The organism is Micromonospora sp. NPDC000316 (genome assembly GCF_042898885.1).
Classification (GTDB): domain Bacteria; phylum Actinomycetota; class Actinomycetes; order Mycobacteriales; family Micromonosporaceae; genus Micromonospora.
The window spans coordinates 68,781-85,887 of the sequence record NZ_JBIAZG010000015.1; the positions used below are offsets into that span (position 1 = coordinate 68,781).

Annotated in this window: 18 protein-coding genes; 2 read left to right on the forward strand and 16 right to left on the reverse strand. The window is 71.6% G+C overall.

The genetic code is table 11. The annotated features are described in order from the left end of the window. The first annotated feature begins 124 nt into the window (after positions 1 to 124). Positions 125 to 613: a transcriptional regulator gene (locus ACFY2Q_RS24170; RefSeq protein ID WP_007458348.1), complete on the forward strand. Its 489-nt coding sequence runs from the start codon at positions 125 to 127 to the stop codon at positions 611 to 613. 69 nt (positions 614 to 682) lie between these two features. On the opposite strand, the gene nusB is transcribed toward ACFY2Q_RS24170, so the two are convergent. The 5 genes from nusB to ACFY2Q_RS24195 form a co-directional block, all read right to left on the reverse strand. Beyond that, the gene (nusB, locus tag ACFY2Q_RS24175) at positions 683 to 1,093 is read right to left on the reverse strand and encodes a transcription antitermination factor NusB (RefSeq protein ID WP_387133882.1); all 411 of its coding nucleotides are present in this window, start codon (positions 1,091 to 1,093) and stop codon (positions 683 to 685) included. Between the two features lie 23 nt (positions 1,094 to 1,116). Further along, complete coding sequence (efp, locus tag ACFY2Q_RS24180; RefSeq protein ID WP_053655444.1) at positions 1,117 to 1,674, reverse strand: elongation factor P; 558 nt, start codon at positions 1,672 to 1,674, stop codon at positions 1,117 to 1,119. Between the two features lie 438 nt (positions 1,675 to 2,112). Further along, a complete protein-coding gene (gene aroQ / locus ACFY2Q_RS24185; protein WP_387133782.1) occupies positions 2,113 to 2,544 on the reverse strand; it encodes a type II 3-dehydroquinate dehydratase in 432 nt (143 codons plus the stop codon). Beyond that, positions 2,541 to 3,620, reverse strand: coding sequence for a 3-dehydroquinate synthase (aroB, locus tag ACFY2Q_RS24190; protein WP_387133783.1), 1,080 nt, complete (start codon positions 3,618 to 3,620; stop codon positions 2,541 to 2,543). Before aroB ends, aroQ begins: the two co-directional genes overlap by 4 nt. Positions 3,621 to 3,630: 10 nt before the next feature. Next, positions 3,631 to 4,629: a helix-turn-helix transcriptional regulator gene (locus ACFY2Q_RS24195; RefSeq protein ID WP_387133784.1), complete on the reverse strand. Its 999-nt coding sequence runs from the start codon at positions 4,627 to 4,629 to the stop codon at positions 3,631 to 3,633. 79 nt (positions 4,630 to 4,708) lie between these two features. Here ACFY2Q_RS24195 and ACFY2Q_RS24200 point away from each other — a divergent pair, with 79 nt between their 5' ends. Continuing rightward, the gene (locus ACFY2Q_RS24200) at positions 4,709 to 5,437 is read left to right on the forward strand and encodes an alpha/beta fold hydrolase (RefSeq protein ID WP_387133786.1); all 729 of its coding nucleotides are present in this window, start codon (positions 4,709 to 4,711) and stop codon (positions 5,435 to 5,437) included. A gap of 87 nt (positions 5,438 to 5,524) precedes the next feature. Here the strand turns inward: ACFY2Q_RS24200 and ACFY2Q_RS24205 are convergent, their stop codons facing one another. The 11 genes from ACFY2Q_RS24205 to ACFY2Q_RS24255 form a co-directional block, all read right to left on the reverse strand. Then, the gene (locus ACFY2Q_RS24205; RefSeq protein ID WP_387133787.1) at positions 5,525 to 6,028 is read right to left on the reverse strand and encodes a shikimate kinase; all 504 of its coding nucleotides are present in this window, start codon (positions 6,026 to 6,028) and stop codon (positions 5,525 to 5,527) included. Beyond that, positions 6,028 to 7,206 carry a chorismate synthase gene (gene aroC / locus ACFY2Q_RS24210; protein WP_387133788.1) on the reverse strand — a complete coding sequence of 393 codons (1,179 nt, stop codon included), beginning with the start codon at positions 7,204 to 7,206 and terminating at the stop codon, positions 6,028 to 6,030. Before aroC ends, ACFY2Q_RS24205 begins: the two co-directional genes overlap by 1 nt. Before the next feature lie 79 nt (positions 7,207 to 7,285). Continuing rightward, on the reverse strand, positions 7,286 to 7,945 hold the full coding sequence (locus ACFY2Q_RS24215) for a class I SAM-dependent methyltransferase (RefSeq protein ID WP_387133790.1): 660 nt from the start codon (positions 7,943 to 7,945) through the stop codon (positions 7,286 to 7,288). A 63-nt stretch (positions 7,946 to 8,008) separates the two neighbouring features. Further along, on the reverse strand, positions 8,009 to 8,929 hold the full coding sequence (locus ACFY2Q_RS24220; protein ID WP_387133792.1) for a glycosyltransferase family 2 protein: 921 nt from the start codon (positions 8,927 to 8,929) through the stop codon (positions 8,009 to 8,011). Beyond that, positions 8,926 to 9,495, reverse strand: a complete 570-nt coding sequence (locus ACFY2Q_RS24225) for a glycosyltransferase (protein ID WP_387133883.1) — start codon at positions 9,493 to 9,495, stop codon at positions 8,926 to 8,928. The genes ACFY2Q_RS24220 and ACFY2Q_RS24225 overlap by 4 nt, the downstream gene beginning before the upstream one ends. A 152-nt stretch (positions 9,496 to 9,647) precedes the next feature. Then, positions 9,648 to 10,127: a UDP-N-acetylglucosamine--LPS N-acetylglucosamine transferase gene (locus tag ACFY2Q_RS24230; protein WP_387133794.1), complete on the reverse strand. Its 480-nt coding sequence runs from the start codon at positions 10,125 to 10,127 to the stop codon at positions 9,648 to 9,650. A 219-nt stretch (positions 10,128 to 10,346) separates the two neighbouring features. Then, the gene (locus tag ACFY2Q_RS24235; protein ID WP_387133796.1) at positions 10,347 to 11,609 is read right to left on the reverse strand and encodes a hypothetical protein; all 1,263 of its coding nucleotides are present in this window, start codon (positions 11,607 to 11,609) and stop codon (positions 10,347 to 10,349) included. Beyond that, positions 11,606 to 12,508: a sulfotransferase domain-containing protein gene (locus ACFY2Q_RS24240; protein WP_387133798.1), complete on the reverse strand. Its 903-nt coding sequence runs from the start codon at positions 12,506 to 12,508 to the stop codon at positions 11,606 to 11,608. Before ACFY2Q_RS24240 ends, ACFY2Q_RS24235 begins: the two co-directional genes overlap by 4 nt. A gap of 7 nt (positions 12,509 to 12,515) precedes the next feature. After that, positions 12,516 to 14,114: a lipopolysaccharide biosynthesis protein gene (locus tag ACFY2Q_RS24245; RefSeq protein ID WP_387133800.1), complete on the reverse strand. Its 1,599-nt coding sequence runs from the start codon at positions 14,112 to 14,114 to the stop codon at positions 12,516 to 12,518. Beyond that, the gene (locus ACFY2Q_RS24250) at positions 14,111 to 15,466 is read right to left on the reverse strand and encodes an O-antigen ligase family protein (protein WP_387133801.1); all 1,356 of its coding nucleotides are present in this window, start codon (positions 15,464 to 15,466) and stop codon (positions 14,111 to 14,113) included. Before ACFY2Q_RS24250 ends, ACFY2Q_RS24245 begins: the two co-directional genes overlap by 4 nt. Beyond that, a complete protein-coding gene (locus tag ACFY2Q_RS24255) occupies positions 15,463 to 17,061 on the reverse strand; it encodes a lipopolysaccharide biosynthesis protein (RefSeq protein WP_387133803.1) in 1,599 nt (532 codons plus the stop codon). The genes ACFY2Q_RS24250 and ACFY2Q_RS24255 overlap by 4 nt, the downstream gene beginning before the upstream one ends. Positions 17,062 to 17,107 lie beyond the last annotated feature (46 nt).

Sequence of the window (17,107 nt, forward strand, 5' to 3'; positions counted from 1 at the left end):
GATAACTCCCGCGATGCTCCCCAACGGTGGGGTCCCGACCACTTGACCACGTGTCGCATTCCCCGTACCGTCACGCTCCGTAGCGATCGACGGGAGAACCCCGAGCAGCACTGGGAGTGTCCGAATGCCCTCTGAATACGCCAAATCTCTGGGCGCCCGCCTGCGCTCCATCCGCCAGCAGCAGGGCCTGTCCCTGCAGGGTGTGGAGGAGAAGTCGAACGGGCGGTGGAAGGCCGTGGTGGTCGGCTCGTACGAGCGTGGCGACCGGGCCGTGACGGTTTCCCGTCTGGCCGAGCTGGCCGAGTTCTACCGTGTCCCCGTCTCGGAGTTGCTGCCCGATGGCAGTGGTGTCCGTCACGAGCCCACCAGCAAGATCGTCCTGGACCTGGAGCGGCTCTACGACGAGGCCTCCGAGGACCTGGCCTACGTCGCCCGCTACGCCCGCGCCATCCAGCAGCAGCGTGGTGACTACAACGGTCGGGTGCTCTCCATCCGCGCCGACGACCTGCGGGCGCTCGCGATCGTCTACGACGCCTCGCCGTCGGGGCTGATCGAGCGGCTCACCGAGCACGGTGTGCTGGTCGCCGACCCGCGGGCGTTCTTCGCCTCCTGAGCTGTCGCTCCACCCGAAAGGGCCCGTGCCATCCGGCACGGGCCCTTTCGGTGGTACGGGTGCCTGACCTCAGCGGGTGGCGTACTCGGCGATACGGCCGAGCAGGCCGTTGAGGAAGCGCGGCGAATCGTCGGTGGACATCTGCCGGGCCAACTCAACGGCCTCGCTGATCGCCACCGCGTCGTCGATCTCGTCGACGTAGAGCAACTCGTAGACGGCGACCCGGGCCAGATTGCGGTCGACCACAGGCATCCGGTCCAGGGTCCAGCCCTCGGCGTAGCTGGCGATCAGCTCGTCGATCCGGTTGAGGTGTTCGGCGACCCCCTCGATCAGGCCCACCGCGTAGCCAAGGTGCTCCGGGTGGGGCCGTTCGATGCGCTGGAGGTAGCCGGCGAGCACCTCCACGGGGGGCCGGTCCCGCAGGTCGGCCTCGTAGAGGACATCCAGCGCCCGCTTGCGCGCCTTGCGGCGCGCCGGCATCTGCTGCTTGGGACCCTCAGCCATCAGGCGCGGCCGAGGTAACGGCCGTCGCGGGTGTCGACCTTGATCTTCTCACCGGTGGTGATGAACAGCGGGACCGGCACTGTGGCACCGGTCTCGACGGTCGCCGGCTTGTTGCCGCCGGTCGACCGGTCACCCTGCAGGCCCGGCTCGGTGTAGGTGACCTCGAGCACGACACTTGTGGGCAGCTCGATGTAGAGCGGCACACCCTCGTGGGTGGCGACGGTCGCCTCCGCCTCGGGCAGCAGGTAGTTGGCTGCCTCCCCGACGGTGCCGCCGGGAACGGTGATCTGGTCGAAGGTCTCCAGATCCATGAAGACGTAGTCCTCGCCGTCGGCGTACAGGTACTGCATCGTGCGCTTGTCAACGGTCGCGGTTTCGACCTTGGTGCCCGCGTTGAAGGTCTTGTCGACCACCTTCCCGGACAGCACGTTCTTCAGCGTGGTGCGCACGAAGGCACCACCCTTACCGGGCTTGACGTGCTGGAACTCGACGACGGACCAGAGCTCGCCGTCGAGGTTGAGTACCAGGCCGTTTTTGAGGTCGTTGGTGGAGGCCATTTCCTGCCTTGATCATCAATTGGCGGACAGACCTGGCAAGTCTACAAGCTGCGCCCAGTCGTGTTACCCGCCGTGGTCGGCCCCACCATTCGCCGCCCGCACAACGTCAGGCAGCGGTGACAAACAGTAACCCATGCGTCACGGGCACCCCACCCTCTCCGGCCTTTGCTCTGCTTCAACGGACGCAACAGTCACACTTCGTACACCCCGCCCAACGGGGACGATCGGCACCAACGATCGGGTATGCGCAGCTCAAGACAGGTGTTGCGTCCGTTGAAGCAGAGCAAAGGCAGCGAACCGGGAAGGTGGTCCCCGAAGCCGGGCGGGGCGGGGGCAACCGACAGTGACAACCGGCGCCCGAGGGCCGCCATCACGCTCGGTGCGATGAGATGGCGGGGACGCCGCAGGAAGGTGCGCAACTGGCGCGTCGGGCGGCGGTCAGGCGGTGCGGGTGGCGAGGTGGTGCAGGGCGAGGCGGTAGCCGTCGATGCCGAGGCCGCAGATCACCCCGGTGGCCACCGCCGAGACCACCGAGTGGTGCCGGAACTCTTCGCGGGCGTGGATGTTGGACAGGTGCACCTCGACAAGCGGCCCGCGCAGCATCGCGCAGGCGTCACGCACCGCGTATGAATAGTGCGACCAGGCGGCCGGGTTGAGCACCACGGCGGCGCTCTCGTCGGCGGCGGCGTGCAGCCAGTCGAGCAGCTCGTGCTCGGCGTCGGTCTGCCGGACCGTCACGTCGAGCCCCAACTCCCGGCCGGTGGCCTCGCAGAGCGCCACCAGGTCGGCGTAGCTTGTCGAGCCGTACACCGCCGGCTCCCGGGTGCCCAGCCGGCCCAGGTTCGGCCCGTTCAACACGTAGACCTTCACGGGGCGGCCACCTCGCGGTAGGCCGCTTCGAGCAGCGTGTCGGCCGGGCCCTCCAGCATCGCCGGGCGGGCCAGCCCGTCCAGCACCACGAAACGCAGCTTGCTGCCCCGGGCCTTCTTGTCCACCCGCATCACTGCCAGCAGTCGCTCCCAGGCCTCGGCCGGATAGCTCACCGGCAGGCCGAGCGCGGCCAGGACGCTCCGGTGCCGGTCGGCGGTCGGCGCGTCCAGCCGGCCGGCGAGGCGGGCCAGCGCCGCGGCGTACACCAGACCCACGGCCACGGCGTGGCCGTGCCGCCAGCGATATCCCTCGTTCTGTTCGATCGCGTGCGCGAGGGTGTGCCCGTAGTTGAGGACCTCCCGCAGGCCGGATTCGCGCAGGTCACCGGCGACCACGTCGGCCTTGACCTGGATCGCCCGCTCGATCAGCTCCCGGGCGACGGGCCCGCGCGGGTCGGTGGCCGCTGCCGGGTCACGCTCGATCAGGTCCAGGATCACCGGGTCGGCGATGAAGCCGCACTTGACCACCTCGGCCAGGCCGGCCGCGAGGTCGACGGCGGGCAGGCTGTCCAGGGTGGCGAGGTCGGCAAGCACACCGACCGGCGGGTGGAACGCGCCCACCAGGTTCTTGCCGGCGGCGGTGTTGATGCCGGTCTTTCCGCCCACGGCGGCGTCCACCATGCCCAGCAGCGAGGTCGCCACCGGCACCCAGCGCACGCCGCGCAGCCAGCAGGCCGCGACGAAGCCGGCCAGGTCGGTCACCGCGCCGCCGCCCACGCCGACCACCGCGTCGGTACGGGTGAAGCCCGCCGCTCCCAGCCGGTCCCAGCAGGCGGCCGCCACGTCGATCTGCTTACCGGACTCGGCGTCGGGCACCTCGATCGGCAGCGGCTCGACCCCTGCCGCGCGCAGGCGTTCGCCGAGCGCGTCGGCCAGGGCCTTGAGCGGGGGCGCGTGCAGCACCGCCGCCCGGGTCGCACCGGGCAGAAGGCCGGGCAGCGCGCCCAGCAGATCGCGTCCAACCAGCACGTCGTACGGCCGTTCGCCGCCGACCGGAATCCGGGTCACGTCGTCCATCGCCGGCAGCCTAGTCCAGAGGGCGGCGTGGCGACGGCGGCTGCCCACCTGCTGGCCGGGCGGCCCACTCGGCAAGCAGGCGTGCGTGCTCGGCCACCGCGTCGCGCAACGCGTCCGGATACCGCACGGTGAACGGGCAGCCCAGCCCGGCGAGCAGCGCGGCCATGCCGGGCAGGCTCTCCGCCCGAGCCCGCAGCAGCACTCCGCCGGTGGTAACGGTCATCTCGGCCACGCTGGGCGGGACACGGCGGCGGGCGGTGAGCAGGTCGGTCTCCAGCAGCACCTCGACCTCGTGGGTGTACGGCACGCGAGCCAACGACCGGGTGACCCGGGCGACCGGGTCGAAGCCGTCCGGCACGGTGAACGTCGCCGCGCCGGGCGTCACGGCGCCGATCCGGTCCAGTCGGAAGGTGCGAACCTCCCCGCGCCGGTGGTCGTGACCTGTGACGTACCAGCGACCGGCGTGGAAGACAAGCCCGTACGGGTCGAGCTCGCGGTGCGACTGCTCCCCGCGCCAGGAGCGGTAGTCCAGCGCCACCCGCTGCCGGTGCCGGGCGGCCGCCGCAAGGGCGAGCAGGGTGCCCGACGTCGGTCCGCGCTCCGGCTCCGGGCGGCGCAGGGTGAAGCCGAGGTGCTCCTGCACGGCGGCCAGCCGGTCGGCGAGCGCCGCCGGCAGCACCCGGCGGATCTTCGCCAGCGCGGTGGCGGTGGCCGGCTGCTCGGTGGCGAGGCCGACCCGCTCCGCGACGACAAGGCCGAGCAGCACGGCCACCGCCTCGTCGTCGGTGAGCATCAGTGGCGGCAGCTTGTAGCCGGAGTGCAGCCGGTAGCCGCCGTGGCGACCCCTGTCGGCGGTGACCGGGATGCCCAGCTCGACAAGTGTGGTGGCGTACCGCCGCACTGTCCGCTCGTCCACACCGAGCCGGCCGGCGAGTTCGGCGGCCGTCGCCCGGTGCCGGGTCTGCAGCAGTTCGAGCAGGGCCAGCACCCGACCGGCGGGATGTGACACGGGCCACTCCTTCAAACCGGGCGGAATCTGTCCGGGTTCGATCGTACGGTCTGTCGGTAACCGAGTGAAGGAGCAACAGATGGCGACGTTCGTGCTGGTACCAGGGTTCTGGCTGGGTGCCTGGGCATGGCGGGAGGTGACCGGGACGCTGCGCACGCAGGGGCACGAGGTGTACCCGCTGACGCTTACCGGGTTGGCCGAGCGCGACCACCTGGCCGGTCCGGAGGTGAGCCTGGAGACGCACACCGCCGACATCGTCCGCCTGATCGAGGTCGAGGACCTGCACGATGTCCTGCTGGTCGGGCACTCCGGCGGCGGCCTGCCGGTTGCCCAGGCGGCGGACCGGATCCCGGACCGGATCGCCCGCGTGGTCTATGTGGAGAGCGGGCCGCTGCCCGACGGCACCGCGCAGTTCGACACGGTGCCGCCGGAGGAGCAGGAGCGCCTGCGGGCCGCGATCGGCGACGGCCACCTCCTGCCGCCGCCGGCCTTCGACCCCGCGGCCGACCCGACCAACCTGGCCGGGTTGGACGAGCCGACACTCGCCCTCCTGCGGGCCCGGGCCACACCGCAGCCGCTGCGGACCTCCACCGACCCGGTGCGTCGCACCGGCGGTCGGCCGGTCCCCACCGCGCTTGTCGCCTGCACCTTCCCGCTTGCGGTGGTGGAGCAGATGATCGGTGCGAGGCACCCGTTGTTCGCCGGGTTGGCCGGTGGACGGCTGTTCGATCTGCCCACAGGGCACTGGCCGATGCTCAGTGAGCCGAAGGCCCTTGCCGACGTGCTCGACGCTGCCGCCCAGGCCTGACACCACCGCTCGGGGCGCCACCGCCTCGGGGCACCACCGCCTCGGGACACGCCGCTTGGGCTGACCCGAGGCAGCAGGGCGGGGACGTCAGCGCGGCAGCAGGTCGGCTATCTCGGCGACGACATCCGCCGGGGACCGGCCGTCGGTGGTCACCGTCGCGGTGGCCACCTCCGCGTAGAGCGGTCGACGCTGGTCCAGCAGGTGCTTGAGGGTGGCCCGCGGGTTGATCGCCAGCAGTGGCCGGCCGGCACCGAGCCCGACCCGCTTCACGGCGTCGGGCAACTCCACCGACAGGTGCACCACCCGGTGCCCCACAAGCGCGGCGCGGGTCTCCTCGGCCAGGACCGCGCCGCCGCCGAGGGCGAGCACGCCGGTGCCGGCGGCGAGCGCCGCGGCCACGGCGGCCCGTTCCAGCGTACGGAAGTGCGCCTCACCCTCGTCGATGAAGATCTCCGGGATGGGCTTGCCGGCCATCTGCTCGATGTCGGCGTCGGTGTCCCGGAACTCCACACCGAGGGCGGCGGCGAGCGCCTGCCCGACAGTGGTCTTACCGCAACCGGGCGCGCCGACAAGCACGACGACCGGCGCCATCAGCGGATGACCAGCGCGTCGAGGTAGCCGGCGAGGTTGCGGCGGATCTCGGCGACCGAGTCACCGCCGAACTTCTCGGTGGCCGCCTCGGCCAGCACCAGCGCCACCATCGCCTCGGCGACGACCGCCGCGGCGGGCACCGCGCAGACGTCCGAGCGCTGGTTGATCGCGGTCGCCGGCTCGCCGGTGGTGACATCCACGGTGGCCAGGGCCCGGTTCAGCGAGGAGATCGGCTTCATGGCGGCGCGGACCCGCAGCGGCTCACCCGTGGTGATGCCGCCCTCCAGCCCGCCGGCCCGGTCGGTGACCCGGCGGACACCTGTGGCCGACGGGATGATCTCGTCGTGCGCCTCGGAGCCTCGCGAGCGGGCCTGCTGCCACCCGTCGCCGATCTCCACCCCCTTGATGGCCTGAATGGACATCAGCGCGGTGGCCAGTCGGGCGTCGAGCTTGCGGTCCCACTGCACGTGGCTGCCCAGCCCCGGTGGCACCCCGTACGCCAACACCTCGACCACGCCGCCGAGGGTGTCGGCGGCCTTCTTCGCGGCGTCGACCTCGGCGACCATCAGGGCGCTGGCCTCCGGGTCGAGGCAGCGCAGCGGGTCGGCGTCGATCCGGGCGGCGTCCTGCGGGCTCGGGCGCAGCCCGGGCTTCGCGGCCACCGGACCCAGCTCGACGACGTGCGAGACGATCTCGATGCCGAGTGCCTGCCGGATCAGCGCCTTGGCGACCGCGCCCACGGCGACCCGGGCGGCGGTCTCCCGGGCGCTGGCGCGCTCCAGGATCGGGCGGGCGTCGGTGTGGCCGTACTTCTGCATGCCGGCCAGGTCGGCGTGGCCCGGACGCGGACGGGTCAGCGGGGCGTTGCGGGCCTGCCGAGCCAGTTCGTCGGGGTCGACCGGGTCGGCGGCCATCACGGTCTGCCACTTCGGCCACTCGGAGTTGCCCACCCGGATCGCCACCGGGCTGCCCAGCGTGACGCCGTGCCGCAGCCCGCCGATCACCTCGACCTCGTCCCGCTCGAACGACATCCGGGCACCGCGGCCGTAGCCGAGCCGGCGGCGGGCCAGGTCGTCGGCGATCTCGGTGGTGGTCACCTCGATGCCGGCCGGCACCCCCTCCATCATCGCGACGAGGGCGGGACCGTGCGACTCACCTGCAGTTAACCAGCGCAACACAGCGTCAGTCTGTCACGGCTGGTGGTCGCCCCGCCGCGCCGCCCGCCGCGTCCCGCTCTGCGGGCACGGGCCGACCCGCTCAGTGGTTTCGGATGGCGATGATCGATTTGGTCAGGCCGGCCAGACGTTCGTTGCGGATGGTGGTGGCGTCCGGGAACAGGTAACGGAGTTCCGCGCGGCCGATCAGTTCGGTCGTGAGGACCTGCCTCATCGCCGCCTCGTACGACTTGCCGGGGTTGTAGGCGAGCGGCCATTTACGCGCCATCACCACCCGCGCCGAAACCGGCAGGAACTGCATCCCCGGGGCCACCCAGTGCGGCTCGATCGGGAAGTACCGGTACGGCGTCTGCACCCAGTACGCGCGCCCCACCTCACGGACCGCGTCGGCCATCCGCTGCCGGCGCTCGTGCCCACCGACGTGTTCCAGGACGCTGTTGCTGAAGACGAGGTCGTACTTGCGGTTCAGGATGCTCTTGGGTAGCTCGCAGGCGTCGGCGTGGTCGGCCTCGGCCCAGTCGGGCAGCTCCGTGGGCAGCGGCTCCAGGTTGACCACGTGGACGTGTGCCGGGCGGACGGGGACGCGCGCCCAGCTGTCCACCCGGCCGCCCAGGTCCAGGACGGTCATGTCGGCCAGGTTGGGGAAGGTGTCCGACAGCCAGGCCGCGCGCCGCGCACGCCGTTTCGCACCGAGCGAGGTCGGCGAATCGACGAGACGGAACCTGAGCGAGTGAAGTCCCATGAGTGGTTGTCCTTTGATCTGCTGTTGGCTCGGCGGAGGGGTGCGGTGCGTCGTCCGGCTCGGTCAGATGCCCCGGCCGCGTTTGTGCAGCGTCCGCAGCACCGCATCGGCCCGGACCATCCGCCCGGCCACGGCGAGGGCGAGGTAGGCGCGTGGCTCGCGGGGGTTGCGCCGCAGCGTCCGTCGAGCCCAGCGCAGCGCGTCGCGTCGGTGGCCGGAGGCTGCCCGCGCGAACGCGATCTGCCCGGTCACCCGGGCCTCGCCGGCCGGCTGGCTGCCGAACTCCGGGTAGCGCTCCAGCAACCACTGCAACGCCTCGGAGATGGTGTCCCAGCGCTGCGCGAAGTAGGACCGCTTGTGCCACCGCACCAGCACCGACGGGGTACGGAGGTTGAGCAGCGGCGCGCTGCGCGCGGCCCGCAGCAGGAACTCGTAGTCCTCGGCATAGCTGCCCGGGATCTCCTCGTCGACCAATCCGAAGCCGTCGCGGAGCGCGGAGGCGCGGATCAGGAAGGTGGAGGGGTGCAGCTCGGTCATCCGGTCGCGCAGCAGGTCGGCGAGGGTGATGCGGTCCTTGTCCAGCACCCTGTCGACGGTGACGCCGTCATAGCTGACCCGGATGCCGCAGCAGACGAAATCGGCGTCCGGGTCAGCGCCGAGCGCCGTCACCTGCGCGGCCAGCTTGCCGGGCAGCCACTCGTCGTCGTCGTCGCAAAACGCGATCAACTCGCCGCCGGCGGCCAGGGTGCCGCTGTTGCGGGCCCCTGCCAGCCCCGGGGTGCGCACGTTGCGGATCACCCGGACCGTACGGTCCGGGTCGGCCGAGTCTGCGAGGGAGTCGTCCGGCGTTGACTGATCGTGGACCACGACGATCTCGACGTGGCCCGCGTACTCCTGGGCGAGGATCGCGCCCACGGCAGCTCGCAGCAGTTCCGGCCGGTCCCGGGTGGGCACCACGACGCTGACGCTCGGCTGCCGGGTCATCGGTTCTCCTCCGCACCGCGGCGCAGCCGCAGCCACGTCCGCCGGCGCGACCGGCGCGACGCCGATCGCGCCACCAACTCCTCGACGATCGCACCGACCCGGGCCACCGCCGCGGCCTGCGCCCGGTACGCCTCCGGGTTGGCCGCCACCGCGTACCGGGACGGGTCCTTCAGGCCGGCGTCGAGCGCGTCGTACAGCGCCTCCCGGGTCTCGCAGAGCATTACCATCCCGGCCGTGCCGAGCCGGCGAGCGAAGAGTTGCTGGTGGTCGTCGACGTGCTCGCCGTAGGCCGGATCGCGGGGCACGACGATCGGCAGATGACCGTGCCGGCGGGCCTCCAGGATGGTCGCCGGACCGCCGTGGCAGACCACCAGGTGGGCGTTCGACATCGCCTCCTGCAATGCGCCATGGCCGAGAAACGGCACGGCGCCGGGCACCGCCAGCGCGTCGGTGTGCCCATGTTGGAGGGTCAGTTCCACAAGTGTCCCGGTCACCGCATGCCATTGCGCCAGCCAGTCCACGAGCCGACCGAACGGATGCCTGTCGGTGCCGACGGCGGCCAGCACCCGCGGCTGCTCGGTCGACAGGGCGTCGCGCTGCCGCGGCAGCCGGCCGTGCGCGGTGCCCGGTGCGGCCGGCAGCGGGTCGGCGGTCGGCGAGACCGGCTGGGGTTCGGGCGGCCGCGGACGCCGGGCGGTGCCGGTCGTCGTGTCCCCGCTCACAACAGCGTCCCGACGACTGTGGCCTCCGGGTACTGCCGGCGCTGCTCGTCCCACTGCACGAGCATCGCGGACAGGAAGGGGCGGCACAGCCGAGCGGTAAGTGTCGGAGTGTCGATCCGGTCGTACACCTCGATGTAGACGGTCGGAATACGCCGCAGCCGGGCCAGCACCACGAACGGCACCGCCACTCCGGCACCCGTGGTGAGCACCGCCTCGACCCGCCGCGCGCGCAGCACGCGCCAGGCGAGCACCGCGTTACGCAGCAGGTTGGGCACGTTACGGGTGGTCGGATGGTGTGCCGGGACCACGTCCTCGCCGGCCAGCAGCGACAACGCCTCCGGCGTGTCGAAGGTGACCCAGCACCGCCGTTTACTCTCGTACCACGGTCGCAGGGCCAGCAGTTGGGCTAGGTGCCCGCCGCTGGAGCCGACCAGTAGCAGTAACGGTGAATCTTCGGCCTCGCTCTTGCTGCCCACGCGACTCCCCACAAGTCCGCTTGGAATTACAGCTCACGCCACGCATGAGCAGATCACACGTTTGCCCGCCGTTGAATAGCGTGACCGGGTCGTCACCCGCCCAACGCACAGGCTGGACGGTCCACCGGCCACCTGCTTTCCATCAACCGCGTCACGGCCTGCATTTTCTTCGCCACCCTGCGACATCTCAACGTTCGACGCTCCGGCGATTTCTCCGCATCAACCGCTATGTCGTTTCTCGACAAGGTCCAGCAGCGCGGGGTGCAGCGCGGCGTTCCAGCCCGCTCCCCCGCTCGCCAGCCGCCAGGTGCGCAACCACAACTCCACGAGGTAGCCGTCCGCCACCACCTGACGCTGGGCCGGGCTCAGGCCGAGCCGATCGCCGTACCGGGCCAGGCACGAGTCGACGGCGTCGGCGGCCGTCGCGGCGGGTTCGCCGCGCAGCAGCAGTGCCCGCTGGAACGTGTCGTGCGCCAGGTCGAAGCCGACAGGTACGTCCGGGCCGCTGTGCTCCCAGTCCCAGGCGACCAGCCGGCCGGAGTCCTCGCCGAGGTTCCACGGCACCCAGTCGCCGTGCCAATGGCCGAACTCGACATCGGTGGCGCCGTGCCGCTGAGCCAGCGCCTCGACCGCGGCGACGGCCCGGGCGCCGGAGGGCACGGTGGCGGCGGCCCGCTGTGCCTGCGCGGTCAACCGGGCCAGGAACGTCGACCCGGCCAGCGGACGCGGCGGCGTGCCCGACCCACCGCGTCGGGCCACGGCGAGCAGCGCCGCGACCCGGGGCGGGTCGTGGGCCGACACCCCGCGTACCCCCGGTGGCAGTGGCTCGATCACCGCGACCACCTGGTCGGCCCAGGTCAGCTCGGCGAGCAGCCCCGGCGGCACCGGGTGGTCGGTCGCGCCGGCGACCGCCGGCAGCGCCCGCAGCGCCGCCGCCTCGGCGGTGACCAGCGCGCGGGTGGCGGGATTCCAGCCGATCTTGGCGTATCCGCGCGGGCTGCCGTCGCCGCTGAACAGTTGCAGGGTGGGCTTGTGGTTGGGATCCGGCGGGCGAACGCCGACGGCGGCCAGCAGCGGCGCGCCACCCAGCGCCGTGGCGAGCCGCTCGGCGAGCAGCACCTCGGTCGCGGGCACCTCGGCGGGCGCCGACACGGTCAGGGTCGGGAACGGTGCCAGACCCAGCAGGCCGAGGCGGACCAGCCCGCCGATCGCGGCCCGCACCGCCCGCACCTTCGGCGGTCGCAACGCGTTGTACGCCAGCAGCGACGCCGCCCCGGCGCGAGGCGAGCCCAGCGGCACGAGAAAGCGGGCGCGCGCCAACGACGGCACGACTGCGTAACGGGCCATCGTGCGATGGCCGGCGGGCGCCGGGGCGCCCACGGTCAGCGCGACCCGACGGTCGGGAAAGACCGCCCGACTGACCCAGCCCAGCCCGTCCGTCCGCGACCGGGGATCCGCTGGCTCGTCGACCTGATCGGTCACGCCGGCCGATCCGCCCAGTCGAGGGCCAGCCCGAGCCGCTCGCGCAGCGCGTCGTTGTACGGCCGGTAGTACTCGGTCAGCTCGGCGCGCACGGCCGGCTCCAGCGGGGACGAACGCCGGTCGTTGTAGACCTTGAAGCTCGGCAGGTCGTGCGCCGGCAGCCCGAGGAAGTCCAACGTTCGTTGGTAGGTGGCGCGCGCGTCGCGATAGAGGTCCTCGCTGGGCAGGAACAGCATCTGCCCCGGGTCGAAACGCTCCAGCCACGGCTCCAGGTGCTCCAGATAGCGGCCCCGGGCCCGGTAGGTGTACCAGTCGTACGGCTCGCTGAAGTATTCCGGCTCGGCGATCAGCCGTGCCCGCTCCCCCGCCGTCCGCTCCGGCTCGGCGGCCAGCGCGGCAGCGAAGTCGAGCGGTTCGATGCCGTGGGTGCGGCGTTCCTTCCAGTGCGAGTACGCCCGCTCCACCGGGTCGCGCAGCAGCACGATGAGCTTCACCGTCGGCATCAGCCCGGCGACCCGCTGCGCGGCGAGCGGGTGGAACATGTACAGCGGGGCGGCCTCACCGACGCGCACCGGCCCGCCGTGGCGCTTGGCGAGGGCCTCGCGCTGGCGCTCGGTGGGAAAGTGCGAGCGGTACCACGCCTCGCCGCGACCCCAGTGCTCCTCGAAATAGTGCGCCGACTTGGTGTTCCAGGCCGGAAAGAGGCGCGGCACCAGCGGGTGTTGGACGAGGTAGTTCCACAGCGAGGTCGTGCCGCCCCGCTTGGTGCCGATGATGAGGAAGTCCGGCAGCGCGCGCCGGTCGCTCGTCCGGACCGCATAGTCGACAAGGGAGTCCCTCAACCGGTTGGTCACCTGGGCCGGCACGAGTTGCTTCACCCGATCTCGGATGGACGACACCGCGTTCTCACCTGTCCTTCGTCGACGTCGCGGCCGCATCGGCGGCGACCGGCGCCGCCGTCTGAGCGCGACGGAACTGACTCATGGTCACCCGAAGACGCCCTCGCACCCTGGGCACGGTCAACAAGCCGACGCAACCGGCGGCCAGGACGCACAGTGCCACCAGCAGACCGGCGACCCCCCGACCGGCGGTGAGGACGCCGGCCAGAGCGGCGATGCCCACCCCGGCGCTGATCGTGGCGGCCGCCCGCAGCAGCACCGCGTCGACGAGAGGCTGCCCGATCACCGCCCGGGCGCAGCCGAACGCGATCAGGTTCTCGGTGGCGATACCGGCCGCCCAGGCCACGGCGGCGCCCGTCACCCCGTGCCCCGGGATCAGCCACAGCCCGAGGGATACGGTGACCAGCAGCCCGGCGACCGTCGCGGCCAGGTGCATCGCGCTGCGCCCGCCCATCAACAGCAGGCTCTGCACGTTGCCCACACCTGTGTTGACGAGCATGGCCACGGCGAGCACTGTCATCGCGGTGGATCCGGCGGTGAAGTTGGGCCCGAAGAGCTGAAGGAACGCCAGCCCGAACACCGCGAGCAGCAGATAGATCGGCCACGACAGCACCAGCACCCACGTGCTCATCTGACGGTGCACCGCTGCGGCGGCGACCCGCTCGCCACGCCCCAGCAGCCGGGAGAGCTGCGGCGAGACCGCCACCCGCAGCCCCTGCATCGCCAACTGGCCGGCCAGAATGTAGCGGCCGACCGCGCCGAACACGCCGGCGTCGGCCTGCCCGGCGAGCACCGATGTGAGCAGCACGCCCACCCACAGGACGCTGGCGTCGATCGCGGCGGATGCCGCTCGGGGCAACGCGAAGCGCCAGAACGTCGACCAGTCGGCCCGGTCCGGCCGTAGCACCGCACCCCGGCCCACACCCAGAGGGCCGACCACGAGCGCCAGGCAGGCCACTACAGCGAACGCCACCGGCACCAGCCACCCGGTCACGCCGACAAGCACACCACCAGCGGCCAGGGCCGCCGCACCGACAAGCACCGGCCGCGTGACCGGCAGCAGGACGGACTGCACACCGATGTACGCGCGGATCGGTCGGACGCACCGGAGCACGGCCAACAGGAGCGTCATCGCCACCACAAGTGGCACCGCGGCGAAGCTTGTCGCGATCAGGGACGTGCCGTCGGCACCCGGCCCGTCCAGCAGGCGGGAGGCGAGCACGTCTGCGGCGAACACGCCGACGAGACTGACGACGACTGCGGTGACCAGCGGCGGCAGGAACGCCACCGGGAGGACCCGGGCTGCGTCGCCGCTCCGCCCGGTACGTCGACGCGGCAGCATCCAGATGAGCCCCGTCTCGGCGCCGAGGGTGCAGATGGCGGCGGTGACGGTGACGACTCCGATCGCGGCGAAGAACGCGCCCGAACCGACCGGGCCGTAGCCACGGGTGATGACGATCGCCAGCAGGAACCCGAAGAGCCCGTTGGCCGCGGCCCCGGCGAGCCCCGCGAGGCCGGTCCGGGCACTGCGCCGCGCCTCGGTGGTGCCGTCGATGACGTCCGTACCGGGGCCGGAGTCGACCCCTGTCGGAGTGCCGGCGGTCATGCCGCAACCGCCACCGCGCCGGCACGGGGACCCGCCGGGCGGACATTCGGGTGCCTCGCCTCCTGCTCCGCGAGCGCTATCGCGGCGGCCACCCCGACGTAAGCGATAGTGATGTTCGGATCGGCCATGCTGTAGAAGGGCATCTGCACCAGGCAGATAACCGGAACCACCGCCAGCCACTGCCCGGGTGCCGAGCGGGCTCGGGCGGTTTTCAGCGTGACGATCACGAACCAGGCGAGGAAGCAGACAAGCGCTGGTATGCCATGACTGAACAGCACCATCCAGATCTGCCCCTGGGTGCCGACCGGCACCTCGGCGGTGACCGTGTCCACGGTGACGGGCGCGCCGTACCCGAGCCACGGTGAGTCTCCGATGCGGCGGATGACCTCCGCGTAGAGCGAAAACCGATCGGTGTTCGTGTCCGACGACTCGACCCGATTGTTGATCAACTCAGCGACCGGGATCACCAGGCTGGCGAGCCCGGCGATGACGAGGACACCGACGACGGACGCGCCAACCCGGACATTGCCCCGCAGCGCCGCACGCACGCCGAGCACCGCCAAGCCCACGCCGAGGCTCACGAACATGACCCGGTTCAGGGTGAGGAAGGCCGGCGCCAGGGACAACGGCATCGATATGAGCAGTGCCAAGCGGAGGAGTCCGCGGCGGCACAACATGGTGTACGCGACGACGCAGGGCAGCGTCATCGCGTACGCGCTGCCGTAGTTGTTGGTGTACGGGAACGGCGCCGTCGGCCGATAGATCGGGTTGAGCGCCGCCTCGCTGTACTCGGTGGCGTTGATATGCACGAGATCCTGCATATAGGGGTGGCCGCCGATGCCGCCGGGCAGCAACATCTCCACCGGGGTGATCAGCGCAAAACGCGGCGCCAGCACACCCAGCCAGCCCAGTGCGACCAGACCGAACCAGAATGCACAGATCGGCACGAGCGCCCCCGCCACGTCGGCTCGCTCCCGCGCATAGACGTAGACGTACACGGCAACCACCAGAGCGGTGATGTAGTGGCCGAGCCGCAGACCGAAGGGCAGCAGCGAGACCGGCGAGGGCAGCTGCGTGGCGCTGAGCAGCACCAAGGTCAGAAACAGCAGCCAGATGCCGGTGGCCGGTGGCAGCGGCACCCGCCCCCGGACGATCAGCAACGCCAGCAGCACCGCGCCGAACAGCGGCCAGATCAGGTAGAACGCGCCGGCCAACCACCACAGTGGGACGAGACCGAAAATGATCAACAGTGGCCAGCGGGGCAGCCGAGGTGGTGGCGGCGCGGGGCTGGCCGACGAATCGCGCCCGTCCGGTTCGCTGCTGGCCAGGGCGACGGTGACCGACACCGTCATCCCCGCCCGGTGCGGGTGAGCACGAAACCCATCGGGGTGACGCCTGCCGCGCGCAGCCGCTCCACGAGACGGCGCAAGTCGCCCTGGCGGGTCCTGTCCTGTTCCACCACGACGACTGCGGTGCCCTGACGTGCCGCCGCGACACCGCGCTCGTCGGCCTCCGCGGGCGGCGCGTTGAAGAGTACGACCCCGGTGGCGGTGCGCTGACGCCACGTGCCGAAACGCACTCCACCGGCGCCGACGGGCACCACCTCGGCGCTGTTTCCGACAGTGTTCATCGTGCTGGCGGTCAGACCCGTTCGCGGCAGGGTCAGGGTGGCGTCCGGGTCCGTCGACGGGAAGCTCCCGGTCGGGTACGGAGATGGGCGGCGGGCGGGGACCTGGTCGGTGACGTCGCTGCCGCTGACCAGGTCAGCGCCTCGGGGCTTCGGGACGAGCGGACGTGCCGGGTTGGCCATCGCGGGCAGTTGATCCCGGTCCGCCAGCACCGCGGCACGCAGGTGCTCAAGGCGACCGCTGTCGTCGGCCACGTAGACCTCCCGGCCGGTCGCGGCGAGCGCGACCGCCAGACCGGCAGTGATGGTGGTCTGGTCCTCACGTGTGGTCAGCATCGCCACCCGGGCCGGCTCACGAACCCGCTCGGCGATCGCCATCGCCACATATCGAATGTCGGCGTCCACTGCCTTCTTCCGGCCGCGGAACAGCCGGTCACGTACGGTGCCGAGCAACGGCAGGCCGGTGATGTCGCGCCCGTCGTGAACCGATCGGACCCGGCGGTCCACGGACTCCCAGGCGTACGCCAGCACCACGCCCAGCAGTGCGCCACCGAGCAGCCCGGCCAGCACGTAGAGCACGGTGTGTCGGCTGGAGGAGACCAGGATGTTCTCCGCGCTCTGCGTGATCCAGCCCGGGTTCACATCGACTGCCGCGATCTCGGTGCGGGAGGACTTCAACTGCGTCAGCTGGTTGTTGGTGCCGCCCAGCTCGGCAATCGCGGCGTCCAGCGAGCCGTCCCGCGCGCTCGCGATGCGCCGCTGCAACAACTCCCGCTGCTTCTCCACCTCCGCGAGGCTCTCGTCGTACCGCTTCAGCATCTCGGCCCGCTGTCTCTCGTACATCCCGCGGCGAACGTCGAGGTAGGTCTGCGCGGCAAGGTTCGCATTGCGTACCGCGGCGTCGGTGGAGCGATCGGTGTAGGAGAAACGGAGGATCTGCCCGCCGGTCGGCACCTCCACCTCGAGGGCGTCGCGCACATCGCGCTGGTCCCCACCCTCTCCCGCGAGCCGTTGCACGACCTCGGTCCCCGTGGCTATGCCGCTCTCCACGTTCATGTTCACCGCCCGGTCGGCGGCGGCGCCGCTCGGGGTGAACGCGTCGGTGACGACCGGGCGTACCGCCACCACGGCGCTCGCGGTGACCGCGCCCGGCAGCAGGAGGACATACCCGAGGGCGGCGAGGAGGCCGAACGCGGCGACCGCCCCCACCAGCCGGATCCGATGCAGGGGGACGCGGAGCAGATCCGTCAGGGTGACTGTCCGGGCCGGCGTGCCCCCACCGCCCGGCGCATCGGCGGGCCAGGAACTTGCATCAGCCATAGAACTTCACCGTCTGTCGTGAGTTGCCCGGACGAACCTGCGCCTG

Coding starts and splice junctions, on each gene's coding strand:
- ACFY2Q_RS24170 (WP_007458348.1), top strand. CDS start 125: ATGCCCTCTGAATACGCCAAATCTCTGGGCGCCCGCCTGCGCTCCATC.
- nusB (WP_387133882.1), bottom strand. CDS start 1,093: ATGCCGGCGCGCCGCAAGGCGCGCAAGCGGGCGCTGGATGTCCTCTAC.
- efp (WP_053655444.1), bottom strand. CDS start 1,674: ATGGCCTCCACCAACGACCTCAAAAACGGCCTGGTACTCAACCTCGAC.
- aroB (WP_387133783.1), bottom strand. CDS start 3,620: ATGGACGACGTGACCCGGATTCCGGTCGGCGGCGAACGGCCGTACGAC.
- ACFY2Q_RS24200 (WP_387133786.1), top strand. CDS start 4,709: ATGGCGACGTTCGTGCTGGTACCAGGGTTCTGGCTGGGTGCCTGGGCA.
- ACFY2Q_RS24205 (WP_387133787.1), bottom strand. CDS start 6,028: ATGGCGCCGGTCGTCGTGCTTGTCGGCGCGCCCGGTTGCGGTAAGACC.
- ACFY2Q_RS24215 (WP_387133790.1), bottom strand. CDS start 7,945: ATGGGACTTCACTCGCTCAGGTTCCGTCTCGTCGATTCGCCGACCTCG.
- ACFY2Q_RS24220 (WP_387133792.1), bottom strand. CDS start 8,929: ATGACCCGGCAGCCGAGCGTCAGCGTCGTGGTGCCCACCCGGGACCGG.
- ACFY2Q_RS24245 (WP_387133800.1), bottom strand. CDS start 14,114: ATGACCGCCGGCACTCCGACAGGGGTCGACTCCGGCCCCGGTACGGAC.
- ACFY2Q_RS24250 (WP_387133801.1), bottom strand. CDS start 15,466: ATGACGGTGTCGGTCACCGTCGCCCTGGCCAGCAGCGAACCGGACGGG.
- ACFY2Q_RS24255 (WP_387133803.1), bottom strand. CDS start 17,061: ATGGCTGATGCAAGTTCCTGGCCCGCCGATGCGCCGGGCGGTGGGGGC.